The sequence below is a fragment of the Alcanivorax sp. 24 genome, assembly GCF_004360225.1.
Classification (GTDB): domain Bacteria; phylum Pseudomonadota; class Gammaproteobacteria; order Pseudomonadales; family Alcanivoracaceae; genus Alloalcanivorax; species Alloalcanivorax xiamenensis.
Map to the genome: position 1 here is coordinate 46762 of NZ_SNUA01000001.1, position 21981 is coordinate 68742.

Consider the following 21981-nt stretch of genomic DNA (forward strand, 5'->3'; position numbering starts at 1 on the left):
CGTCAGTCACACAGGAGCCGCGGACGGGGAACCCCGCGTTCCCTGAACAGGGTGGTGACCCGTGTCACCACATCGCTGCGGAAGGCGGTTTCGTAGCGCACGTCCAGCACATAGGCCTTGGTGCGGAAACGGATCGCCAGGGTATTGCCCACCTGCACCTCCTCGATGGCGAAGGACACCGGTTTTTTCAGGTAAGCGTAGCGGCTGGTGACCACCACTTCGCGAATCAGCGCCTCGATCCGCTCCAGATCCGCGTCCAGGGCGACATGAAAGTCCGACACCACCATCATGTCCAGGGCGCCGGCATTGCCGGAGGCGACGGCGTCGGTAATGAACAGGGAGTTGGGGATGGTGACCAGGTTATCGTCCAGAGTTTGCAGCCGCACCGCGCGCAAGCCAATGGCGACGATCTCGCCGTAAGTGTCGCCAAACTGCACCCGGTCGCCGACCTGGAATGGCCGGTCGAATAACAGCAACAGGCCCGCCACCAGGGAGGCCACCACGTCCTTGAGGGCGAAGCCCAGCGCCACCGCCAGGGAGCCGGCGGCGGCCAGGATGAACTCCCTGGGCGGGTTCAGAACACCAAGGATGAGGGCGCCGGTGCCCAGTGTATAGATCAGAAAACTGATCAGCGTGATGAATTGAAGGATCAGGAAACGACGGCTGGGCAACCGTTCCATCAGGGAGTGGCCCAGCCGGTTCAGCCCCCAGTTGAGGGCCCACAGGCACAGACCGCCCAGAATCAGCAGCAGTATGGCGTAGGCGTTGAACAGGTCGATCACCACCGCCAGATCGCTGACAATGTCGCCATTCTCACTCATGGAGCAGATTCTTCCTGTTCAGTTGATTGATCACCGTGCGATACCACATCGGCACCACGCGGTAGCGGCTGTCTTCCCCTTTGTAGATGAACCCGGCGTCCTGGCCCGCCTTGAGTGCGGAGCGCACCACATTCTCGGAGAGATCGGTGACGGCGACGATTTCGTCGCTGGACAGATTCTCGTGGCTGACGATGGCGGCGTAGACAAACATCAGCGAATCGCCGGACTGGCCGGCGGCCAGTGATGACGACGGTTGCGCTGGCAGTCCCACCAGCACCTGCCGGGGGGTAACCTTGATCGATGTCAGCCACAGTTTCAGCGCGACCATCGGGTTGCCGCCACAAGCGTCCCAGAGCAGGCTGAAATAACGCTGTTCCGCATTGCGCATATTGCCGGCTTCCGGCCCACGGGAGGACAGCAGCAAGTCATCGTAGCGCAGCTTCTGTTTGCTGAGGTGATGACGCGACAGGATCAGCGAGCGGATCTCGCTTTGGTCCCAGCGTTTCACCTTGATCACCCGGCGGAACTGATAGTCGCGGCCGAACACATTGGAGAGATAGGACCAGCTCTGGTTATTGATCAGGACCAGCCAGAACAGATTGTCCAGACGGGCGTTGGTCAGCGTCAGCAGAGCCTGCCAGCCGTCCAGTCCGCCAATGCGGGCGAGGAAACAATTCTGTGTTTCGTCCAGGATCAACAGCGTAGGCGGGCGCTGCTCATCGTTCTTCACCAGGCTGGCGGGGCCCTCATCCAGGGATTCGCCTAGCGCCTTGGCGATCATCGAGGTCACCGCTTCCGGTGTGACCGTGCGTGGCGGCACTGATACTGTCACCAAACGCAGATCCGGTTGTTCCTGTTCCATTTTGCGGACCAGCTTGCGCATCGCCATGCTTTTGCCGCTGCCTTTCTCGCCGGTCACCAGCAGAGCGTTTTCTTCCACGCTTTCGGAATGCCATTGCTCCACCGCCTTGATCATCGCGTTGAGCAGACCGGTGTCGATAAACGGGGTTTCCTGGTCGTCCGGCAACTGATTGGCGAACCATTTCTGATATTGCTTGCTGGCCTCGCTGGTGTCTTCCCGGACCGGCTCCTCATCCTCGCCGACCCCCTTGGTGCGCAACCGGAACCAGCGTGCCTTGAGGCGCAGGTACCAGTCCAGCTCACCGAGCAGCGTATCCAGGTAATGAAACAGGAAGTTCACCAGCGCCACCGGTAACAGTCCCGGCGCGGTCCAGCCAAAACGCAGGCCCTTGAGCAGGCGTTCCGCCAGAGGGTCCAGGGAGGACGGCAAAACGTTCTGCAAACACAGCAGATAATCGTCCCGGCGGAACGCCAGCAGCCGGCCGATGGCGATATAAAGACACAGCCCCACCAGCACCGTGCACAACAAGCCGGCGAGTGAGTGGCCAAGCAGCCGATCCACCGCGAACCACAGGGCCCAGGGCACCATCATCCACAGCGCCAGGCGGCGGGCCAGAGCGCTGGCCTCGGTAATCTGGTTATCGTTGAGATAGCTGTGGGCGCTCTGGCAGACGCGGAACATCAGCCACTCCCCGAACAGCCACAGCAGGCCGAACAGCACATACAGGCGTGCCAGCGGCAACAGCCAGCGCACCACCTGGGTGGACGGAGAGTCGAGCAGCGGTGCCAGCAGATGGATCACCAGCCACAGAAGCAGCCAGGGTACCAGGGGCGCGACGCCGCTGAGCAGCCGGCTGGCGTTCCACAGCCAGCGTTTCTGGCCGGCCCGGGAGACCAGGCGCTCATGCAGGCGCAGCAGGCCCCGGCGACCGCGCCGGCCCAGTTTCATCACCAGAGCCAGGATGGCGAGGCCAAGTATCACCGCCAGGGCGTTGCTGACCAGTGGGGTGTAGTGGCGGATCTCCCGGTTCAGGGTCCACTCCCGATACGTTTGGATCAGCCCCTGGTGGAGACGATCGAGGGTCATGCGCGCCTCAAGGCCGAGCAATGGGAGCCATTCCGTGGGTCGATAGCTGAACCACGAGCGCAATACTCCCTGGCGTTGCCACAGCCCGGAGCGCAGCGCCAGCTGCAGTCGCCGGGTTTCATAATGATGACGCCAGAGCGTCAGGCGTTGCTGGGCGGGGATATCGGCCTGGATTACCGGCGCCGGTGGCGGCCACAGAACATCCAGCTGGCGGGCCGCGTTGGCTGGCTGATTGCGTAACGGCGGGAGCAGGGCGATAAGGGCGCTCAGATGGTCACGCAAGGGCCCCGGGGTGACCAGCGGATCGGCTTCCAGAGTGGTCAGGGACTGATATTCCTCAAGCAACCCCAGCAGGGCGGCGCGTTCCGGACGGGACAGCGAGAACCATTGGTCTCGTTGATCATCAAGCAGAGCGCGGACGCCACGGCGTTCGGTGACCGCCTGATTGAGGCGCTCCTCGAGCTGTTCGCAACTCAGCGAAGGCGGCGTGATGGGGCCGGGTGGGGGGCGGTTGACGGCGTCCGCCGGTGCGCCAAGCGCCTGATCCAAGGTGTTCGGAGCAATCGGTGTCCCGTCAAGCAAACGCTGCAGGGGCTCCACCTGCCGATCCATGTCGACGGTTTGCTGTTCCCATTGCTCCAGCTGTCGCTGCTCCCGGGCGCAGGTGGTCTCGGTGGCCGCGTTGACCTGGCTGGCGAAAGCCAGTAGCAGGCCGGCCATCGACATAAACCAGCGAAGCCCCATAGTGTCTCCTTTGCCTGTCCGCCCTGTCCCTCGATGACCCATTGTAGGGAGCTGGGGCAGGGGCGTCATCCGTAGCGCCTGTTCAGGGTTTTGTGCCGTGGTGGCGGCGTAAAATCCTGAACAGGCTCTTACGCTTCCCCCGGCTGACCGGGGTGCTATAGTCGAAGCAAGGGCGGCTTTCTTTGATCATGAAAAGCGTTGGAAAGGGCCCTGTGAAGGCTTTTTCAGTATCTGGTGTAGTCAGTATCGTGATGTAGGGAGAAGCGTTATGGCGGGTCTGTTGGTGAAAGACGTGATGATCAAGCATCCCATGTCCGTCCCGGCCGATATGGACCTCACCCTGGTGGTCGACACGCTGCTGCAATATCGCATCACCGGCCTGCCGGTGGTGGATAACGAAAACCGGGTTATCGGGTTCGTGTCGGAGCAGGACTGCCTGCGACAACTGCTGGTCTCCAGCTATCACAGTGAAGGCGCGGTGCGTGTCGAGCAGGTGATGCACGGTGATCCGCTCACCGTGGACGTGGAGGAATCGCTGGTGGATCTGGCGGAGCTGATGCTCAAGCAGAAACCGAAAATCTACCCGGTGGTGGATGAGAAACGCCGGCTGATCGGGTTGCTGACCCGTGGTCACGTACTGCGGGCCCTGCGCGACAGCCGTCGCGGCGGTTAAGAGCCTGTTCATGATCTCTACACCACCGCGTTGCCGCTGAAAAAGCCGCCAGACGGCGTCGCGGACCGCAGGCTCTGGTGGCGCCAAAGGCAAAGGCCGGGGCGTCGTCTGGCGGCTTTTCCAGTGCAACCCGGAGGGTCGGGCCCCTTTTGTCGCCAGGCCGCGATTACGCTTGTTTATGTAGACTAACTACACCGCACAATCGGAATCACGGCCTGACAACACTTTCCACCAGGAGAGAAGGGAACTCCGGCGCGGTGGTGTAGAGATCGTGAACAGGCTCTAAGCAGCCATTCCATACAATTCCCGGAGGCGGGCACGGGCTAATCTGTCATCGATAAAGTCGTGCTGGCCATGGCGCCACAATCGCCATGGCATAACAACAACAGGGAGGCGGAAGTCATGCGTGATTTAAGTACGTTTTTGAGTGACTACGGTGAGAGCCACCGTAATCCGGTGAACCAGTGGGTGCACATCGTCTGTGTGCCGCTGATTTTTATCTCCACCCTCGGCCTGTTTTGGCTGATCCCGGTGGGCCGCTGGCTGGGCCTGGAGGGCGCCGCCGCCTACTGGGTCAACGGCGGTTCGATACTGGCGGTGTTGTGCATGCCGTTCTACCTGCGCCTGTCCATGGGCGTGTCGCTACTGATGCTGGGCTGGCTGGCGGTGTCGATCGCGGTGGTCACCGGCATCGATCGCAGTGGTCTGTCATTGGGTTGGACCGCGCTGCTGGTGTGGGTACTGGCCTGGGCCGGTCAGGCCTGGGGGCATAAAGTGGAAGGCAAGAAGCCGTCGTTCTTCGACGATCTGATCTTTCTGCTGGTGGGGCCGATTTTTGTCAGCCTGGAACTGATGCACAAACTCGGTCTGAGCCGCACCCCGGGGCATGGTCGCCCGTCCTGACCGGGCCGCGCGAGTGCCGTGACGCCACTGTCGCCGCTGTTCATCTGGCAAGGAGGCTGGCTGATACTGGCCTCCGCTTTGCGCAACCGCCCCCATCGCCATGTGGCCGCCTCCCTGCTGGTGGGGTTGGAAGAGCCGTTGCGCGTGCAGATTGCCGGGCACTGGGTGCGCTCGGCGATGGTCTGGGTGGCGCCGGATGTGGAGCAGGCCCTGGAAAGCCCCGGCCCGGTGGCGGTACTGCATCTGGATCCCGACGACGGCGCCTGGCGCGGCCTGCCGGTACAGGGGCCGGGCGGCGCTCTGCCGGAGTCGCGTCTGCCGGGTTTTCGGGAGGCATTGGCCGGTCTCGCAACACGGCCTGACATCGGGGCGGTACGGGGTCTGCGTGAGCGCCTGCGGGCCGCCGCGCCGCCGCTGGATCCGCGCGTCGCCGCGGCCTGCCGGGCCCTGCGCCGGGAAGACCTGGACAGCGCCTGTCTGGCATCGGCGGCCGGGCTATCCGAATCCCGTTTCCGGCATCTGTTCCGGGAGCAGGTCGGTGTGTCTCTGAAACGCTTCCAACTGCATCTCAAATGCCAGCGCGCGCTGAGGCTATGGCGCGATGGCATGAGCTTCGCTGAATTGGCCGGTGCCGCCGGCTTCTACGATCAACCCCACCTCAATCGTACCCTCCGCGCCATGTTCGACGCGCTGCCTTCCCGTTATGCTAGGGCCTTTCCGGTCCAGGTGGTGCACCTGGATTCTTTCTGACGGCCCCTTTTGTTCGGCCGTCCCGGCGATCTGTTGGCGCCGGCCCAATAACAAGGAGCAGCTTATGGAGTACCAACACATCCAGACCGCGTTGGCGGACGACGGCATTCTCACCGTCACCCTGAACCGTCCCGACCGTCTCAATGCCTTCACTCTGCGGATGAAGGATGAGTTGGTGCACGCCTTTGGCGACGCCAGCCAGGATAATCGGGTGCGCGCGGTGGTGGTCACGGGTGCCGGCCGCGTATTCTGCGCGGGTATGGAGATGGAGCCGGAGGACGGTGGCAACCTGTTCGGCTATGACCGTGCCGACAGTGAAGAGCCGCCACTGGAAGTCATTCGTGATTCCGGTGGTGAGGTGTCACTGGCCATTTTCGAGTGCCGCAAGCCGGTCATCGCCGCCATTAATGGCGCCGCCGTTGGCGTCGGCATCACCATGACACTGCCGATGGACTTCCGGGTGGTGGCGGAAGGTGCCAAGATCGGCTTTGTCTTCACTCAGCGAGGCATCACCCCGGAAGCCTGTTCCTCGTGGTTCCTGCCTCGTCTGGTGGGCATGCAGCAGGCCTTCGAATGGGTCTACAGCGGAGATATCTTCCTCGCGGAGGAAGGCGTGGAGGCCGGCCTGTTCCGCGGCGCTCACCCCCGTGACCAGGTGTTGGAGGCGGCCCAGGCGCTGGCCCGCAAGCTCACCGCGAAGAGTTCGCCGGTGGCGGTGGCGCTGGCCAAGCAGATGTTGTGGCGCAATCCGGTGTTCGAGCACCCGATGCAGGCCCACGCGGTGGAGTCGCGGCTGATTTATCGCTCCAGTGAATACTGGGATGGCAAGGACGGTTTCAAGGCCTTCCTGGAAAAACGCGATCCGGTATTCGACACCGACCTGAATTCGGTTCCAACCCAGTTCGATTTCTGGCCGGAACCGCCTTTGCGGTAAGCGCGAAGACGCTTACCTTTTTCAACCGTTTAAAGGACTAGGGACAAGAACAATGAAACGAGAAACCATAGCGATTCACGGTGGCTTCGCCGGCGACCCGGAAACCCATTCCGTGGCGGTGCCGATTTATCAGACCACCAGCTATTATTTCGACAACACCCAGCACGGCGCTGATCTGTTCGACCTGAAAGTGCCTGGGAATATTTACTCGCGCATCATGAACCCCACCAACGGCGTTCTCGAAGAGCGCGTGGCGCAATTGGAAGGCGGTATTGGCGCTCTGGCCATGGCCTCCGGCATGGCCGCCATTACCGCGGCGGTACAGACTCTGGCCCGTGCCGGTGACAATATCGTCTCCGTCAGCCAGTTGTACGGCGGCACCTATAATCTGTTCGCCCACACTCTGCCGACCATGGGTATCGACGTCCGTCTGGCGGATGGTCGCGATCTGGAGGCCATGGCCGCCGCCATTGATGACAACACCAAGGCCGTGTTCTGCGAGTCGATTGGCAATCCCGCCGGTAATATCGTTGACCTGGCCGGGTTGGCCAAGGTTGCTCACGATGCCGGCGTGCCTCTGATCGTCGACAACACGGTGGCGTCTCCGGCCCTGTGCCGGCCGTTCGAACATGGCGCCGACATCGTGGTGCACTCCCTGACCAAATACATGGGCGGTCACGGCACCACCGTCGGCGGCATCATCGTCGATTCCGGTAAATTCCCCTGGCAGGGCAATGCCCGCTTCCCGCAGTTCAATGAGCCGGATCCCAGCTACCATGGCGTGATTTACACCGAGGCCATGGGCCCGGCGGCGTTCATCGCCCGTGCCCGGGTGGTGCCGTTGCGTAACATGGGCGCGGCGCTGTCGCCGATGAACGCCTTCCTGATTCTGCAGGGTATCGAGACGCTGAATCTGCGCATGGAGCGTCATTGCGAGAATGCCATCAAGGTGGCCCGTTGCCTGAAAGCCCACGACAAAGTGGAGTGGGTCAACTATGCCGGGCTGGAAGGTGACCGTGACGCGGAGCTGGCCAAACGTTACATGGACGGCGGTTTGCCGTCGGCGATTCTCAGTTTTGGTATCAAAGGCGGCCGCGAAGCCGGCGCGCGCTTCATCGATGCGCTGCAAATGATCAAGCGTCTGGTGAATATCGGTGACGCCAAAAGCCTGGCCTGCCACCCCGCCACCACCACCCACCGGCAGCTTAATGACGACGAACTGAAGACCGCCGGCGTGAGCGCCGATCTGGTGCGCCTGTCCATTGGTATCGAGCACGTGGACGATATTCTCGCCGATATCGAGCAGGCCCTGGACGCCGTTTAGTCACCGCGTTCCGCGCGGAATCGGGCCGGCGTGCTGCCGGTCCAGCGCTTGAACGCCTTGACGAAGGCGCTTTCGTCGGAGAATCCCAATTCCTCGGCGATCCGGCCGGCGCGTTCGCCGTCGGCCAGCGCCCGTTCCGCCCGTTCCCGCAACAGGGTGTCACGCAACAGCTTGAAGCCGGTGCCTTCATCGGCCAGCTTGCGGATCAGATGGCGCCCGCTCATGCCCAATTGCTCGGCGATGCGCTCCTTGCCCCAGTGCGGGTGGCCACGGATCAGGGTGCTGACCTGCCCTCCCAGGGACGGGTTCTCCAGGCCGGCCAGCAGGTCATCGGCCAGTCCACGCAGATGGCGGCACAGGGCGGGATTGGCGTGAATCAACGGTAACCTCAGCTGCTCTGGGGCGAATACCAGAGCATTATGGTCGGCATTGAACCGTATCGGCACTCCCAGCCTGTCCTGGTAGCGTGAGAGGTCGCTCCGGGGAGCGTGGCATACCGTCAGATGGCTCGGGCGAAAGGCCTCGCCGGTGCTCCAGCGAGTGAGGCTCAGCATGCTCGCCATCACCGCCTCCACCCGGGTGGTCAGGCAGGTATGGTAAAGCGGCTGATAGCGGAGCTCGCAGCGGCCGGCGGTGATCGTCCGGAAGTCAAAAGTTCCGCCCTCTCCGACAATGGGGTGGTAGTCGAGCAGCGACTCCACCGCCTCGCCCAGGGTTTCGCAGCTCATCAGGATCATTCCGGCGGTATCCAGGTGCCCCACCTGTAGCGCCAGCCCCAGGTCCACGCCCACCAGTGGGTCGTCGGCGGCCTGGCAAAATGCCTCCCAGAGCCGGTTCTGGCTTTCCAGATCCACCCGATCCCGGGCGCTCATCTCCGTCACCAGCGCTTCGGGCAAGCTCAGGCCCAGGCGTTGTGCCGCCTGCATGATGGCCTGGGAGAAGTGCACCGTCACCGTGGGGCTGTGGTTCATGAGTGAAGTCCTGAATTAACCGGATCCGGGTCGCGAATCAGCCATGCCCGACCGTCGCCGCCGAATTAACTTAAGACAATAACAAGGTGACCACAAACCGTCTGGGATGATTTTCAACGCCGCTTTGCCGGCGCTCCAGAGAGCCGCCGCGATAAAAACAAGGAAAACGATTCATGTACGCAGTGATCGGTGCCGGACCGATGGGCCTGGCCACGGCCAGGAACCTCGGCAAGCAGGGCTTGCCCTTTGTCGGCTATGAACTGAATAGCGATGTGGGCGGTTTGTGGGATATCGAGAATCCCCACAGCACCATGTACATGACCGCGCATCTGATCTCATCCAAGCGGATGACCGAATTCCATGAGTTCCCCATGGATGAGGGGGTGGCCACCTATCCCCATCATGCCGAATTGAAGCGCTACTTTCAGGATTATGCCCGTCACTTCGGCCTCTACCAGCACTACCAGTTTGATACACGGGTGGTGTCCGTGACGCCGGAAGGCGAGCGCTGGCGGGTGACGGTGGAGAAAGACGGCGGTCAGACCAGCCGCTGTTTCGACGGCGTCCTGATCGCCAGTGGCACCCTGCATACGCCTAACCGGCCCACGCTGCCCGGGCGGTTCGCAGGGGAATTGCTGCACGCTTGCGATTATCGCGACCCGGTATTGTTCAAGGATAAACGGGTGCTGATCGTCGGTTGCGGTAATTCCGCCTGTGACATGGCGGTGGACGCGGTGCATCAGGCGAAAAGCGTGGACCTGTCGGTGCGCCGGGGCTATTACTTCCTGCCCAAGTTCATTGGCGGTCGTCCCTCCGATGCCATTGGCGGCAAGTTCAAGTTGCCGCGCCGGCTCAAACAGCGACTGGATGCCTGGTTGATCCGCATGATCATTGGACGCCCCAGCGACTATGGGCTGCCGGATCCGGATTACCTCATGTACGAGTCCCATCCGGTGGTCAATTCCCTGGTACTGCATCACCTGGGCCATGGCGATATCTCGCCCCGTTCCGACATCGCCGACATGCGGGGACGCACGGTCATTTTCAGCGACGGAGCCCGGGCTGAATACGATCTGATTTTGCTGGCCACCGGTTACAAGCTGGATTACCCGTTCATTGACCGTGCGCTCCTCAACTGGCGTGGTGATGCGCCGAGCCTGTATCTGAACCTGTTCCATCCGCACTACGACAACCTGTTCATGATGGGCATGATCGAGGCCGCCGGCCTGGGTTGGGAAGGACGTAACGAGCAGGCGGAACTGGTGGCGCTGTATTTGAAACGTCGTGCGGAGGGCCATCCGGCGGCGCGGGAGCTGGCCCGGCTGAAGCTTGAACAGGCCGGACAGAGCCTGGATGGCGGTTATCACTATCTGAAGCTGTCGCGCATGGCGTATTACGTGCACAAGGACAGTTATCGGGCCGAGCTGGCCAAACGGCGCCAGGCGCTGCAATAACCGGGAGACCGTTTCATGGGCCCTGATTCCCCGATTGATTTCAGCACCGGCAATCTGATCGTGCTCAACGTGATTCTCGCGTTGATGATGTTCGGTGTGTCTCTTTCCCTGCGCGTGGAGGATTTTCGCCGTGTGCTGCGCATGCCCCAGGCGCCAGCGGCTGGGCTGCTGGCGCAGTTCCTTTTGTTGCCGGCCTTGACCTGCGTGGTTACCTGGATGCTGGATGTGGAACCGGGGCTGGCGTTGGGAATGATTCTGGTGGCGTCCTGTCCGGGGGGCACCTTTTCCAACATCATGACCTGGCTGGCGCGGGCCAATGTGGCGGTGTCGGTGAGCATGACCGCGGTGTCCAGCCTGGCGGCCACGATACTCACACCGCTCAATTTCGCCTTTTATGGCTGGCTCAATCCCCACACCCGTGATCTGGTCACCGAGATCGCCTTGAACCCCTGGAACATCCTGATGCTGGTGGTTCTGGTCCTGGCGGTCCCGTTACTGCTGGGCATGCTCACCGGCCGCCATTTTCCACGCTTCGCGGTCAGGGCGCAGAAACCCATGCGTGTGTTCACCTTGCTGGTGTTACTGGCCTTTGTCGGTCTGGCTTTCGCCAAGAACCTGGATGTGTTCCTGCAAAACGCCCACCGCATTGTCGCTCTGGTGATTGGGCAGAATGCCCTGGCACTGGCGTTGGGGGCCGGCGCCGGCATGATGATGCGGCTCGATCGGGCCGACCGGCGGGCGGTGACCCTGGAAGTGGGTATTCAGAACTCCGGGCTGGGGCTGGCGATCCTGTTCACGTTCTTCCCGCAGGCGGCGGGCATGATTCTGATCGCCGGTTTCTGGGGGGTGTGGCACCTGGTCAGTGGCTTGATTCTGGCATTGATCTGGTCGCGCGGCGCCGCACCCGCGCGGGCCGGGTGGGAGGCATCATGAGTCGGGTGCTGATCACCGGAGCCGGCGGCTATATCGGTCGCCTGCTCGGCGAGCGGTTGGCGTCCGGGCATGCCGTGCTGGGGCTGGATCTGCGGGTACCGGCGGATTTGCCGTTCGAGTGTCGGCAGGGAGATATCCGTGATCCTGATCTGGCCGAACTGATGCGGGAGTGGCGCGCCGATACCGTGGTGCACCTGGCGGCGGTACTGGAGGATTCCGGCGACCGGGCCCGCGATCACGACATCGACGTCAACGGTACCCGCAATGTGCTCGACGCCTGTTTGATCGCTGGTGTCGGCCAGTTGATCGTCACCAGCTCCGGCGCCGCTTACGGATATCATCCGGACAATCCGGCCTGGCTGGATGAGCGGGATCCCCTGCGTGGTAATCCGGAGTTCGCCTATTCGGACCACAAGCGCCTGGTGGAAGAGATGCTGGCGGATTATCGTCGGCGCCACCCTGATCTGCGCCAACTGATCCTGAGGCCGGGAACGGTGTTGGGAGCGGGTACCCGCAATCAGATCACCGCCTTGTTTGAGCGCAAGCGGGTTCTCGCCATCGCCGGTTCCGAGTCGCCGTTCGTGTTCATCTGGGATCAGGACGTGGTGGGCGCCATTGCCCATGGCGTGGAGACGGGTGCCGAAGGGATCTACAACCTGGCCGGTGATGGCGCCCTTGGCGTCCGCCAGGTGGCCTCGATACTGGACAAACCGCTGCTGGTTCTGCCGGTCGGTGTATTGCGCGTGGCGCTGTGGCTGGGGCACCGGTTGGGGTTGACCGCCCATTCGCCGGAAAAAATCAATTTTCTCCGCTATCGGCCGGTATTGAGCAATCGCCGTTTGAAGGAGGAGCTGGGTTATTGCCCACAAAAAACCTCCGAGCAAACATTCCGGTTTTTCGTTGAACAGGCCCGTGCCCGGGAGCCATCATGAGCGGCAACGCTGATACCGTCACGCTGATTACCGGCGCCGCCTCCGGCCTGGGCTGGGCGTTGGCGCAAGTGGCGTTTCAGCGTGGCCATCGGCTTATTCTGGTGGACCGTGACGCTGAAGCGCTCGCCGACAAGAGCGCTCGCCTGGCCGCCACCGACCCCCAGCGGGTGACCTATCACACCCTGGACCTCACCGATGGGCCGGCGCGGGATCGTCTGGTCGACCGGATCGCGGCCCGGGGGCGGCTGGACGTGTTGATCAACAACGCTGGCATCACGCATCGCTCGCTGGCGGCGCGCACCGATCCGAAGGTCTTTCACCAGGTCATGGCGGTGGACTGGGAAGCGCCGGTGGCCCTGACTTTGGGATGCTTGCCGCTGCTGCGCGACAGTGGCGGTTGCGTGATCAACATCGGTTCCATGGCCGGCTGGATGCCGGTGCTGGGGCGGGCCGGCTATTGCAGCGCCAAGGCCGCCCTGGCGCAGTTCTTCGAGGTGCTGCGCGGCGAAGTGGCGGATCAGGGGATCGATGTACTGATGGTGTATCCGAGCTTTCTGGCCACACCGATCGAACGTAACGCCCTGGGTCACGACGGTGGACCCGCCGCCCACGCCCGTTCCTCGGTGGGCCGGGTGCGCAGCGCGGAATGGATGGCCGAGCGCGTTTGGGATGCCTTTGAGAGGGGCGACAAACGCCTGTTCCCGGATCGTTTCACTTTCCTGGCCAGTTTGCTGTGGCGGCTGGCGCCCGATCTTTATCATCGGCTGATGCGTCGTCGCTTTGCCATGGAGCTGGATTCCTGACCGCTGGGGCGGTACAAGCTCCGCTTCCTCTGTTGCCTGCCCAACTGTCGCCGCCGGCCTCTTCGGCTCTGGTGTGGGCCTGTTCATACTACTTGCACCCGACAGGCAGGATGCAAGTAGTATGGACAGGCCCCAGCATCGACGGCAGCAGTCAGGAGATCAGCAGTATGTCCAGTGTGGAAATTCGTCCGGTGAGCGGGATCGCGGTGGAACCCTGGTTGGATGAGTTGGCCGGATTACGCATCCGGATCTTTCGCGATTACCCTTATCTCTATGACGGGGATGAGAGCTATGAGCGCCGTTATCTGGACCGCTATGCCAGATCCGATCGCAGCCTGTTCGTGTTGGCGCTGGAGTACAATCAGGTAGTGGGCGTGGCGTCGGCGCTGCCGCTGGAAGACGCGGACCAGGAATTGCTGGCGCCGTTCCAGCAACGGGGCCTGGCGCCGGAGCGGGTCTATTATTTCGGTGAGTCGGTGTTGTTGCCCGAATATCGTGGCCAGGGGATAGGGCATCGTTTTTTTGATTTGCGTGAGTTGTACGCCAGTGATTTCGGTTTCTCCACCACTGCTTTCTGTAGCGTGGTCCGGCCCGTTGATGATCCGCGCCGGCCGGATGGGTATACCGGCCTGGAGCCGTTCTGGCGCAGCCGCGGTTACCGTCCGGCGACGGGATTGACCACCGGTTTTTTCTGGCGTGATCAGGGAGAGCAGGAGGAGACGCGGAAAGCCATGCAGTTCTGGCTGCGAGATGCCGTGGAATAAATGTAAAACTTCCCAGGTGTAGGATGTCCTTCTCGTGCTCGTGTCTCGAGGCTGTCTATAGTCCTGGTGGCAACGGAGGAGCCGCTATGGATTGGTTTAACCGGGGAGCCGGAACGTTCAAACGTCTGGCTATCATTATCGCCCTTGCGCTTATCGCCTTGTTCATCGCCATGGTGGTGGCCGGGTGACTTCTTTTCTCTCGATTCATTCGCCGGCCGGGTTCCGGCCATCATCATCACACCAATCTAAATTTCTGATGCAAATGCGTCATTGATTGGATTCCTGTTCGCCCACCCGCTGGGCCAAGATGACCGGGAAACTTTAAGCGGGTTTTGCGTGTCCACATTTCGGACCGCTTGTCGATTAATGAAAACGCCCGGGGATCGAGGATGAAATGGCGCAATGACGGTCAGCGTTACGGTGTTGTCACCGTGGGGCTGCATTGGCTGGTGGCGGTGGTGGTGTTCACCTTGTTCGGCCTTGGGTTGTACATGGTGGAGCTGGACTATTACCACCCCTGGTATCGCAGCGCGCCAAACTGGCATCGCAGTATCGGATTGTTGTTATTGGCGGTGGTGCTGGCGCGCCTGATCTGGCGGGTGTTGTCGCCGCCACCGCCGGCTCCCGAACAACACCGTGCCTGGGAGAAAGCCGGTGCCAGACTGGCCCACTGGGCGCTTTATGTGCTGCTGCTGGTGGCGATGATCAGCGGTTATCTGATCAGTACCGCTGATGGTGCGTCGATCCAGGTGTTCAATTGGTTCGCGGTGCCCTCACTGACAGGCCACCGCGGCGGCCTCGAGGATACCGCCGGGGCCGTGCATTACTGGGCTACCTGGGCGGTGATCGTGCTCGCCGCGCTGCATGCGCTGGCGGCACTGAAACATCACTTCATTGATCGCGACGATACCCTGCGCCGTATTTTTGGCCTGGCGCCCCGCCGGCCTTGATCCCACCGCTAATCCAAGGAGAACGACCCATGTACAAGCTGTTCACTACTCCCGTGTTGGCTCTGATGTCGGCACTGATGTTGAGTTCCGCGGCCATGGCCGCGGACAAACCCGCCGGGACCTACCACTTCGATACCGAAGGGCAGCACCAGTTCATCATGTTCAAGATTTCCCATCTGGGTTACAGCTGGTTGTATGGCCGCTTCAATGATTTCGATGGCACTTTCACCGTGGACGCGGACAACCCGGAAAACAGCACCGTGGAAGCCACCATCAAGACCGCCAGTCTGGACAGCAATCATGCCGAGCGCGACAAACATTTGCGCAGCGATGATTTCCTCGACGTGAGCGAATACCCCACCGCCACTTTCAAAAGCACCGGGATCGAAAAGACCGGCGACGAAACGGCCAGGATCACCGGTGATTTCACTCTGCACGGGGTGACCAAACCAGTCACTCTGGATGCCCGGCTGATCGGTTACGGGGATGATCCCTGGGGTGGCTACCGCATGGGTCTGGAAGCGTCCACCACGCTGAAACTGGCGGACTTCGGCATCACCAAGAACCTGGGGCCGGCCTCGGAAACGGTGGAGATCATTATTTCCGTGGAAGGGGTGCGGCAGTAATCGCCGGACGCCAGACGCTAAAGTCAAAACCTGGCGCTGCGGGCGTTGCGGCAATAAAAAATTGCCGGGAGCAATTTTTAACGTCGCTTCGGCGGGGACTCCCGTATTGCCCGGTGACCTCGAAGACCTCCCTTCAGAGGTGGCTACAGCGCCGCTGTGGGAAGCTTGCTGGCAAGCGAATCGCCAACGGCTCAGGGCATTCGCGGCCAAGCGGAGCGCCGCCCGGGCCGCTTCCCACAGCGGCTTGGTGGCAGATCCGTGGGAGGTCAGCTTGCTGGCGAGTTCCGGCCCTCTGGTGTTGGGATATTCGCTTGCCAGCAAGCTTCCCACAGCGGCTTCGTGGCATGATCCGTGGGAGACCAGCTTGCTGGCGAATACAGCGGTTGGTAGCCCCTTCCGGTTACAGACCCGTGTCCATGATTGAAGCGCCGTGGCCCGCCAAACCGCGATGAACCATAAAAAAGCGTTTTAGTGCTTGCCAGGGCGTTGGGTCTGGTTTTGCATTACCGGCGTCCGGCGTCCGGCGTCCGGCGTCCGGCGTCCGGCGTCCGGCGTCCGGCGTCCGGCGTCCGGCGTCAGACCTTCCTCAAAATCACAGCCGGATTTTCCGCGTACACCACTTGCCAACCGTCCCGCCGTGCCAGCCAGGCGAAGGTCTCTGGTTTCCAGAAACAGACGTGGGTGGGATCCCGCCGGTAGTGCCAGCGAGGAAAGTGAGCGTCGTCGGTAAGCCAGCGGGTCATCAGTCCCAGCCATCCACCGGGGCGCACCAGCTGGGCGAAGCGACGCCACTCAAGATGGGGCCAGTGCAGATGCTCGATCACCTCGGTGCAGGTGATGAAGTCATACTGTCCCGCCAGCACATCGGTTTCCGGACGGTAGAGGGGGTCGTACACCGCCATGGGGAAACCCCGTTCGCCCATCAGGCGGGCCAGCGCGGGGCCCGGGCCGCAGCCATAATCCAATCCTTCGGCGCCGTCCGGTAGCCGTTCGGCCAGTGGTGCCGCCAGTTGATCCAGAAAGCGGCGATAGCCGGCGTCTCCCGGGTTGTTCTGGTGCAGATCGTACTGCGCTTTCTCCTGATCCCGGTCGGGCAACTGGCCCTGATCCAGAAACGTCAGCTGGCAACGGGAGCAGCGCCAATAATCGCGGCCATCGACGCTGGCGAAGGCTCGGCTATCGCTGGCTTGGCACAGGCGGCAGCTTACCTTCACAGCGCCAGCCAGTCGCTCAGAGCACGGTAGGTGCGGGCATCGGAGAGCATGGCCATGTGGCCCATGCCATGAAACAGAGCCCGGGTCAGTTGCGGCGCGTCCGGGTACAGGCGGCGGGCGAGAGCGCTGTCGACACCCACCAGCCAGTCGCCCAGGGGAGCCGGAGTGCGATGCTCGCTCAGGGTGCCGGCCAGAAACAGATGCTGGATGTGCTCGTCCAGCGGTACTTTGCTGCGTGGGCGGGGCGCGTCTTCCGGCAGACCTTGCCACTGTTCCTCGACCACGTAGCCGAAGCGCAAGTCGCGGATACCGTCGGAGCGCAGATTACCCAGCCGCATCAGCGGGCGGGAGTAGGGGGTGACCGCCAGCAGCCGGTTGGCCTGATTACCCATCTGTTCCAGCAAGGCCCCCTGGTGGGGCGAACCGAGGCAAGCCAGGTGCGATACCCGTTCCACCCAGCGGTGGCCATGCTGGCGGGCGTGGTGCACGGCGCTGCGGGCCAGCAGGCCCCCCATGCTGTGTCCGATCAGGATCAGCCGTGGCGGCAGGGGAGTGTGCTCAAGCAGCCGGGACAGGCGGGCGCCATTGTCGGAAATATGACGTCCGGTGTTGTAGCGCAAATAGGCGATATCCGCATTCAAGACACTTTCGAGACGCTGATTGAAACGCTGCTGCGCGGTGTGCTGCCAGCAGCTTTCATTCATGCAAAGGCCGTGCAGATACAAGACCAGAGTATCGCGCCCCGGTTCCGGCCGTGGCGGATGCAGGGTCATTGGCAGAGCGTAGTGGCTGCGCTGGGCGCTGAGCAGCTGGCCAAAGACGCCATTGAGGACACTTTGCAGATCGAGATAACTGACCCGGCGATGAGGATCCGCGGCCAGGGCACCGAGGGCGGCCACCTCGCCGGCGTGGCGCAGGCCCCGGCGCACCGCGCCGTAGACGCGCGGCGCCGGCGCGTAGTCAGCACCGCGCCAGCCCAACGGGTTGGCGATGGCGCCGTGCATGTCTTGTACCACCTGGGTGATTTCACTCCCCATGGCGGTGATCAACTGGGTCAGGCCGCCCAGTTGCCGTCCGATGCGCTTCATTCCTGGTCCTCCGCCAGGAAGCATAGCAAGGGCATCGCGGGCCTCCCAGCGCACATCAGTGACCGTTTGGTCATGATGCCCTTTCTCTTTGCTATACAATGCGCGGCCTCCCTGTCCAACGGAGCCTTTGATGACCCCTGAACAGCAGTTCAGCCGCTGGGTGCGCCGTGCCCTGGTGGTGTTCGCCCTGGTATTCGCTTATGTGGTCTGGATGGACCTGCATGCGCCTTTGACGACCTTGTCGCGGGTGCAGCGTTACGTGGTGCAGGTGGCGCCACAGGTGGCCGGAGAGGTGACCGGCGTGGCGGTGACTAACGGCGACCATGTGAATCAAGGGGATCTGCTGTTCACCGTGGCGGAGCAGGATTACCGGCTGATCATGGATGGCGCGGAACTGCGGGTGGCGGAAGCCGGGCAGGACAACGCCGTGTTATTGGCGGATCTGGCTGGTGCCCGGGCACGTGAGACCAGCGCCCGGGCGACGCTGGAGGAGGCCCGGCGGCAGCGGCAGAGACTGAAGAATCTGTTCGAGGGCGGGGCGGTGTCGCGCCAGGAATGGGAGCAGGGCGAACTGGCGGTGGATAACGCCGAGTCCGAGCTGGAATCGGCCCGCGCCACCATCCGCAGTTTGGAAACCCGTCTGGGCGAGGACAAGGAACACAACCTGGCTCTGGCGCAGGCCATGAACGAGCTGGAAAAGGCACGGCTGGATTGGTCGCGGACCCGCATCACCGCGCCGGTGGCCGGAGTCGTGGACAACCTGCAACTGGAATCGGGGACCTACGCCAGTGCCCGCGAACCGCTGGTCAGTCTGATCGCCGACGCGCCAGTGTGGGTGGCGGCGGATTTCCGAGAAAAGAGCCTGCGCGACGTACATCCTGGTGATCGTGCCGAGATTGTTTTCGATGCCTGGCCGGGGCGGGTCTTCGATGCCCGCGTGCAATCCATGGGCAAAGGGGTGCGCGACGGCCAGGGCGTGCCGGACGGCCAGCTGGCTCAGGTGGAAAACACCGATCGCTGGGTGCGCGATGCGCAACGGGTCCGGGTGCGGCTGGTACTGGAGGGCGGTGACGAGGAACCGCCATTGCGGGTTGGCGCGCGCACCACCGTGCAGCTCTATCCGAGGGACCGGTTGTCGTGGCTCAGTCACGGCTTTGGCTGGTTGCAGATCCGCGTTCTCTCCCTGCTGCACTACCTGTACTGAGCGGGGCCGGTATGACGGCACGTGATGCTCACAGCCTGACTCCGGATCAATTCCGGCAATGTCTGCGTATCAGCCTGGGGTCCCTGATCGGATTTGGCTTCGCCCACCTGACCGAGTGGAGCACCGGTCTGTTTTTTTGCGTTTATCCGGTGCTGTTGCTGGGGATGGTGCCGCGCTTCAGCGCCCATGCCAGTTTGCAGTTCGTGGCCGCGTCGCTGGTCAACGTGCTGGAAGTCTATGTGCTGGCGGGAATGTTCGGTGATCAGCCGCTGTTGATGACGCCTCTGGCCTGGTCTCTGTTCGCGATCCGTTTTTATTGCATGGCCAGCGGGCGCTTTTTCCTGTTCGGCGCCAATGGCTTGGTCTCTTCCAGCGTGCTGTTCCATTTCGCCAGTTATCCGGACATGGATTTCGGTGGCATGGCCAAGGCCAATGTGGCGGCCTCGCTGCTGACGGTGGCGGTGGCCTGGTTGTTGTGCGGTCTGTTTCCGCCGAAGCAGGACGCCGCGCCCCCTTCGCCACCGCAAAAGAGCCCGGAGCAGTTGCGGCACCAGGTATTGCTCGGCTCGACCGTGGCCACCGTCAGTTTCCTGGTCTTCCAGATTTTTGATTTGCGCGACTCTCTATCCGCTCAGGTCACCACCTTGTTGATGTTATTCCCGATGACCTATGCCGGCGCGGTGCAGTATGGTCGTGCACGGGCGATGGGTGTGCTGCTTGGTTGCAATGCCGCGTTGTTGATTCAGTTGCTGTTATACGACTGGTATTCAAACTGGCTGCTGGTCGGCCCACTCTACTGGGTGGCGCTGATGTTTTTTGCCCGACAGCATGTGCGGGAAGGTGTCAGTGGCGTGGGGTTTGCCGGTGCAACCACCATCGCGGTGATTTTCGGGCAGTATTTATTACCAGAGCAGGACGCGATTTATCAGACGTTGTATCGATTCAGCTCCATTACCGTGGCAGTGGTGGTGGCGCTGACGGTCATATATATAGTTCATAAAATGCTCAATTTATTGCCTGCCACCCGTTATACCGTTTCGTAAAATCATCGCGGATATTCGTAAAATCCCCGGAAAACGCCGGACATTTAGCTGACATAAAACGGGGAAAAGCCTAGATTTGCCGCAACGTTCATGGATACGTGCAAGGAGCAATTATGCGTACGTTCAGCAAAGGTTTTGTCGTTGTGTTGTTTGGTGCTCTGCTGGGTCTGGCTGCCTGTGATCAACAGGAAGGCCCAATGGAGGAAGCGGGTGAGAAAGTGGATCAGGCCGTGGACGATATGACCAACGAAGGGACCATGGAAAAAGCCGGCGAGAGCGCCGACGAAACCTGGCAGGATACCAAGGAAGCTGGTCAGGAAGCCCTGGATAAGACCAAGCAAGCCGGTGAGGATGCCTGGAACAAGACCAAGGAAACCGGTGAAGACGTTAAAGACGCGGTTACCGGTGAAAACCAAAACTGATCTTTTCGTTGCAGTCTGAAAACACACCGCCACCCTGGCGGTGTGTTGTTTTTCCGGCGGCGCGCGCGCCGTCGGCAATCTTCTTTTCCCACCGCCGTGGGTGTCATGCCCAACCGATACAATCGGCTACATCCATTCACGCAAACGGCACTGTTTCCCTCTTTGGTGATTCCGGTCGGACTGACTAAAGTTACAACCCGGTTGCGGTGTTTGTGGGTGGTCCGCGAACAGCGCTCCGTTTTCCCCAGTGTGAGGTGGACCCATGGGATGCCAGGAACAGATCGATGCCGGGGGTTACCCCGTCGACCTCGCCCTGTGTGCGATTCAGGGTCGTGTGCAAGCCTTGCGGGAATATCTGGCGGTGTCCCGTTCCATGGGGCGCAACCGGCATGGTCGTGCCAGGGAACTGCGCCGTGACATTCGGCGGTTGCGGGCCTGGGCTTTGTATCTGAGTGAATCGCGGCGGCAGCCCTGGTGGTGGCGCTGGCTGAGCCAGTGCGCGCGCCGCACCACTCCTGCAGCGGGCAGGGTGAGCACCGGCCGCAGCGGGCTGGGGGTAAGAGGCGTGCAACGCCTCAGTGCCTTCAGCGTGGTGGAACGTGCCTACGCCGCCTTGCAGGAGGAATACCAGGGGCGGCTGCTGACGCTGCGTCTGGCGCAATCCCGCCACCCATTATCACACCGTGTCGGCGTAATTGATGAAATGGAGCAGCGCGTCCAGCTGCTCACCTCCATGAGGACTGTGCTGGCTCGCCATCCCGCCGGGGTTGCCCTGGTTTGCTCGGTGGTCAGTCCGGCTCTGCGGATTCGCCACTGGCTGGGGTTGCGCGAAGAGTCCGTGTTCACGGTGCGCCAATGATCGAAACAGGTCCGGTGTTCACTCTGGCCGACATCAAACAGAGCGGCAGCAGTGACGATGAGGCGATGGCACAGGTGTTGCGCTGGTTGGAGAGCGGCCGGGTGCGACAGGTGGCGCCGCCGAGACCGGTGTTTGTCCGTTGCGCGGTCGGCGAAGTGCTGGCGGATGAGCATCTGGCCACGGCCTTGCGGTTGGCATTCCCTTCCCTGGTGATCATCGGGGGCTCGGCATTATGGCGGCATCAGGTCAGCCGTGAGCGCGATGCCCGGCTCGACTGCGCGGTTTCCGAGGAGACCGACGGCTGTGTGTTTTCTTCCGTGCGTTTGCATCGCCGGCCCAGCGAGTGGCTGCGGGAAGTATCCCAGGCCGGCGGCCTGCGTGGACAATGGTTGCGGGTACCGCTGTTGTCGCCGGAGATGGCGGTGGCGGATGCCGCCGCGTTCACTGATGTCTGGGTGCCTGATCAGGGCTCGGTGGATTGGGACAGTCTCGATCCGGAAGCCATAAGCACCGCCCAAAGCATTATGCGTTCCTTGTCCGGGTAATCTATCCGCCTCCTCTCCGGTTCGCCCACCTTGACCCTGCCCGAGCTGAAGGGTTATAAATGCGAATCGTTATCAT

22 protein-coding genes are annotated in these 21981 nt (G+C 62.1%); 17 read left to right on the top strand and 5 right to left on the bottom strand.

Annotated features, from left to right (window positions below; genetic code table 11):
* Positions 1-2 precede the first annotated feature (2 nt).
* The gene (locus tag E0L37_RS00195) at positions 3-821 is read right to left on the bottom strand and encodes a mechanosensitive ion channel family protein (RefSeq protein WP_133489819.1); all 819 of its coding nucleotides are present in this window, start codon (positions 819-821) and stop codon (positions 3-5) included.
* A complete protein-coding gene (locus E0L37_RS00200) occupies positions 814-3513 on the bottom strand; it encodes an AAA family ATPase (protein ID WP_133489820.1) in 2700 nt (899 codons plus the stop codon). The genes E0L37_RS00195 and E0L37_RS00200 overlap by 8 nt, the downstream gene beginning before the upstream one ends.
* 268 nt (positions 3514-3781) lie before the next feature.
* Between E0L37_RS00200 and E0L37_RS00205 the strand changes: the two genes are divergently transcribed.
* The 5 genes from E0L37_RS00205 (at position 3782) to E0L37_RS00225 (ending at position 8097) form a co-directional block, all read left to right on the top strand.
* Positions 3782-4186: a CBS domain-containing protein gene (locus tag E0L37_RS00205; protein ID WP_133489821.1), complete on the top strand. Its 405-nt coding sequence runs from the start codon at positions 3782-3784 to the stop codon at positions 4184-4186.
* Positions 4187-4588: 402 nt separating this feature from the next.
* Positions 4589-5089, top strand: a complete 501-nt coding sequence (locus E0L37_RS00210; protein ID WP_133489822.1) for a DUF962 domain-containing protein — start codon at positions 4589-4591, stop codon at positions 5087-5089.
* An 18-nt stretch (positions 5090-5107) separates the two neighbouring features.
* Positions 5108-5839, top strand: coding sequence for an AraC family transcriptional regulator (locus tag E0L37_RS00215; protein WP_240687402.1), 732 nt, complete (start codon positions 5108-5110; stop codon positions 5837-5839).
* A 64-nt stretch (positions 5840-5903) separates the two neighbouring features.
* Positions 5904-6773, top strand: coding sequence for a crotonase/enoyl-CoA hydratase family protein (locus E0L37_RS00220; RefSeq protein ID WP_133489823.1), 870 nt, complete (start codon positions 5904-5906; stop codon positions 6771-6773).
* Positions 6774-6825: 52 nt separating this feature from the next.
* The gene (locus E0L37_RS00225) at positions 6826-8097 is read left to right on the top strand and encodes an O-acetylhomoserine aminocarboxypropyltransferase/cysteine synthase family protein (protein WP_133489824.1); all 1272 of its coding nucleotides are present in this window, start codon (positions 6826-6828) and stop codon (positions 8095-8097) included.
* Here the strand turns inward: E0L37_RS00225 and E0L37_RS00230 are convergent.
* Positions 8094-9068 carry an AraC family transcriptional regulator gene (locus tag E0L37_RS00230; RefSeq protein WP_133489825.1) on the bottom strand — a complete coding sequence of 325 codons (975 nt, stop codon included), beginning with the start codon at positions 9066-9068 and terminating at the stop codon, positions 8094-8096. The two genes, E0L37_RS00225 and E0L37_RS00230, sit on opposite strands and share 4 nt — an antisense overlap.
* A 173-nt stretch (positions 9069-9241) precedes the next feature.
* On the opposite strand from E0L37_RS00230, the gene E0L37_RS00235 reads away from it, so the two are divergent.
* From E0L37_RS00235 to E0L37_RS00265, 7 genes are all read left to right on the top strand, one after another.
* Positions 9242-10522 carry an NAD(P)/FAD-dependent oxidoreductase gene (locus E0L37_RS00235; RefSeq protein WP_133489826.1) on the top strand — a complete coding sequence of 427 codons (1281 nt, stop codon included), beginning with the start codon at positions 9242-9244 and terminating at the stop codon, positions 10520-10522.
* 15 nt (positions 10523-10537) lie between these two features.
* Positions 10538-11455 (top strand): bile acid:sodium symporter family protein, encoded by a 918-nt coding sequence (locus E0L37_RS00240; protein WP_133489827.1) that lies wholly within the window; start codon positions 10538-10540, stop codon positions 11453-11455.
* Positions 11452-12387: an SDR family oxidoreductase gene (locus tag E0L37_RS00245; protein WP_133489828.1), complete on the top strand. Its 936-nt coding sequence runs from the start codon at positions 11452-11454 to the stop codon at positions 12385-12387. Before E0L37_RS00240 ends, E0L37_RS00245 begins: the two co-directional genes overlap by 4 nt.
* Complete coding sequence (locus E0L37_RS00250; protein ID WP_133489829.1) at positions 12384-13190, top strand: SDR family oxidoreductase; 807 nt, start codon at positions 12384-12386, stop codon at positions 13188-13190. Before E0L37_RS00245 ends, E0L37_RS00250 begins: the two co-directional genes overlap by 4 nt.
* A 110-nt stretch (positions 13191-13300) precedes the next feature.
* Entirely contained in the window at positions 13301-13954 is a 654-nt protein-coding gene (locus tag E0L37_RS00255; RefSeq protein WP_370450493.1) for a GNAT family N-acetyltransferase, read from the top strand.
* 389 nt (positions 13955-14343) lie between these two features.
* Positions 14344-14904 carry a cytochrome b gene (locus E0L37_RS00260; protein WP_133489830.1) on the top strand — a complete coding sequence of 187 codons (561 nt, stop codon included), beginning with the start codon at positions 14344-14346 and terminating at the stop codon, positions 14902-14904.
* A 29-nt stretch (positions 14905-14933) separates the two neighbouring features.
* Positions 14934-15530, top strand: coding sequence for a YceI family protein (locus tag E0L37_RS00265; RefSeq protein WP_201303858.1), 597 nt, complete (start codon positions 14934-14936; stop codon positions 15528-15530).
* A 575-nt stretch (positions 15531-16105) separates the two neighbouring features.
* Here E0L37_RS00265 and E0L37_RS00270 read toward each other — a convergent pair.
* Both E0L37_RS00270 and E0L37_RS00275 read right to left on the bottom strand, forming a co-directional pair.
* Positions 16106-16744, bottom strand: a complete 639-nt coding sequence (locus tag E0L37_RS00270; RefSeq protein WP_166642971.1) for a class I SAM-dependent methyltransferase — start codon at positions 16742-16744, stop codon at positions 16106-16108.
* Positions 16741-17832, bottom strand: a complete 1092-nt coding sequence (locus E0L37_RS00275) for an alpha/beta fold hydrolase (RefSeq protein WP_133489831.1) — start codon at positions 17830-17832, stop codon at positions 16741-16743. The genes E0L37_RS00270 and E0L37_RS00275 overlap by 4 nt, the downstream gene beginning before the upstream one ends.
* A 130-nt stretch (positions 17833-17962) precedes the next feature.
* Between E0L37_RS00275 and E0L37_RS00280 the strand changes: the two genes are divergently transcribed.
* The 5 genes from E0L37_RS00280 (at position 17963) to E0L37_RS00300 (ending at position 21905) form a co-directional block, all read left to right on the top strand.
* Positions 17963-19036 (top strand): HlyD family secretion protein, encoded by a 1074-nt coding sequence (locus E0L37_RS00280; RefSeq protein ID WP_133489832.1) that lies wholly within the window; start codon positions 17963-17965, stop codon positions 19034-19036.
* Positions 19037-19047: 11 nt separating this feature from the next.
* On the top strand, positions 19048-20079 hold the full coding sequence (locus E0L37_RS00285; protein WP_133489833.1) for a DUF2955 domain-containing protein: 1032 nt from the start codon (positions 19048-19050) through the stop codon (positions 20077-20079).
* A gap of 113 nt (positions 20080-20192) precedes the next feature.
* Positions 20193-20501 carry a hypothetical protein gene (locus tag E0L37_RS00290; protein ID WP_133489834.1) on the top strand — a complete coding sequence of 103 codons (309 nt, stop codon included), beginning with the start codon at positions 20193-20195 and terminating at the stop codon, positions 20499-20501.
* A gap of 262 nt (positions 20502-20763) precedes the next feature.
* Positions 20764-21360, top strand: a complete 597-nt coding sequence (locus tag E0L37_RS00295; RefSeq protein ID WP_133489835.1) for a hypothetical protein — start codon at positions 20764-20766, stop codon at positions 21358-21360.
* Positions 21357-21905: a hypothetical protein gene (locus E0L37_RS00300; protein WP_133489836.1), complete on the top strand. Its 549-nt coding sequence runs from the start codon at positions 21357-21359 to the stop codon at positions 21903-21905. The genes E0L37_RS00295 and E0L37_RS00300 overlap by 4 nt, the downstream gene beginning before the upstream one ends.
* Positions 21906-21981: the final 76 nt, after the last annotated feature.

Bases quoted from the DNA above. Each gene is read 5' to 3' on its own strand.
- E0L37_RS00195 (WP_133489819.1), bottom strand. From the start codon at position 821: ATGAGTGAGAATGGCGACATTGTCAGCGATCTGGCGGTGGTGATCGAC.
- E0L37_RS00200 (WP_133489820.1), bottom strand. From the start codon at position 3,513: ATGGGGCTTCGCTGGTTTATGTCGATGGCCGGCCTGCTACTGGCTTTC.
- E0L37_RS00205 (WP_133489821.1), top strand. From the start codon at position 3,782: ATGGCGGGTCTGTTGGTGAAAGACGTGATGATCAAGCATCCCATGTCC.
- E0L37_RS00210 (WP_133489822.1), top strand. From the start codon at position 4,589: ATGCGTGATTTAAGTACGTTTTTGAGTGACTACGGTGAGAGCCACCGT.
- E0L37_RS00220 (WP_133489823.1), top strand. From the start codon at position 5,904: ATGGAGTACCAACACATCCAGACCGCGTTGGCGGACGACGGCATTCTC.
- E0L37_RS00225 (WP_133489824.1), top strand. From the start codon at position 6,826: ATGAAACGAGAAACCATAGCGATTCACGGTGGCTTCGCCGGCGACCCG.
- E0L37_RS00230 (WP_133489825.1), bottom strand. From the start codon at position 9,068: ATGAACCACAGCCCCACGGTGACGGTGCACTTCTCCCAGGCCATCATG.
- E0L37_RS00235 (WP_133489826.1), top strand. From the start codon at position 9,242: ATGTACGCAGTGATCGGTGCCGGACCGATGGGCCTGGCCACGGCCAGG.
- E0L37_RS00240 (WP_133489827.1), top strand. From the start codon at position 10,538: ATGGGCCCTGATTCCCCGATTGATTTCAGCACCGGCAATCTGATCGTG.
- E0L37_RS00245 (WP_133489828.1), top strand. From the start codon at position 11,452: ATGAGTCGGGTGCTGATCACCGGAGCCGGCGGCTATATCGGTCGCCTG.
- E0L37_RS00250 (WP_133489829.1), top strand. From the start codon at position 12,384: ATGAGCGGCAACGCTGATACCGTCACGCTGATTACCGGCGCCGCCTCC.
- E0L37_RS00255 (WP_370450493.1), top strand. From the start codon at position 13,301: ATGCAAGTAGTATGGACAGGCCCCAGCATCGACGGCAGCAGTCAGGAG.
- E0L37_RS00260 (WP_133489830.1), top strand. From the start codon at position 14,344: ATGAAATGGCGCAATGACGGTCAGCGTTACGGTGTTGTCACCGTGGGG.
- E0L37_RS00265 (WP_201303858.1), top strand. From the start codon at position 14,934: ATGTACAAGCTGTTCACTACTCCCGTGTTGGCTCTGATGTCGGCACTG.
- E0L37_RS00275 (WP_133489831.1), bottom strand. From the start codon at position 17,832: ATGAAGCGCATCGGACGGCAACTGGGCGGCCTGACCCAGTTGATCACC.
- E0L37_RS00280 (WP_133489832.1), top strand. From the start codon at position 17,963: ATGACCCCTGAACAGCAGTTCAGCCGCTGGGTGCGCCGTGCCCTGGTG.
- E0L37_RS00285 (WP_133489833.1), top strand. From the start codon at position 19,048: ATGACGGCACGTGATGCTCACAGCCTGACTCCGGATCAATTCCGGCAA.
- E0L37_RS00290 (WP_133489834.1), top strand. From the start codon at position 20,193: ATGCGTACGTTCAGCAAAGGTTTTGTCGTTGTGTTGTTTGGTGCTCTG.
- E0L37_RS00295 (WP_133489835.1), top strand. From the start codon at position 20,764: ATGGGATGCCAGGAACAGATCGATGCCGGGGGTTACCCCGTCGACCTC.
- E0L37_RS00300 (WP_133489836.1), top strand. From the start codon at position 21,357: ATGATCGAAACAGGTCCGGTGTTCACTCTGGCCGACATCAAACAGAGC.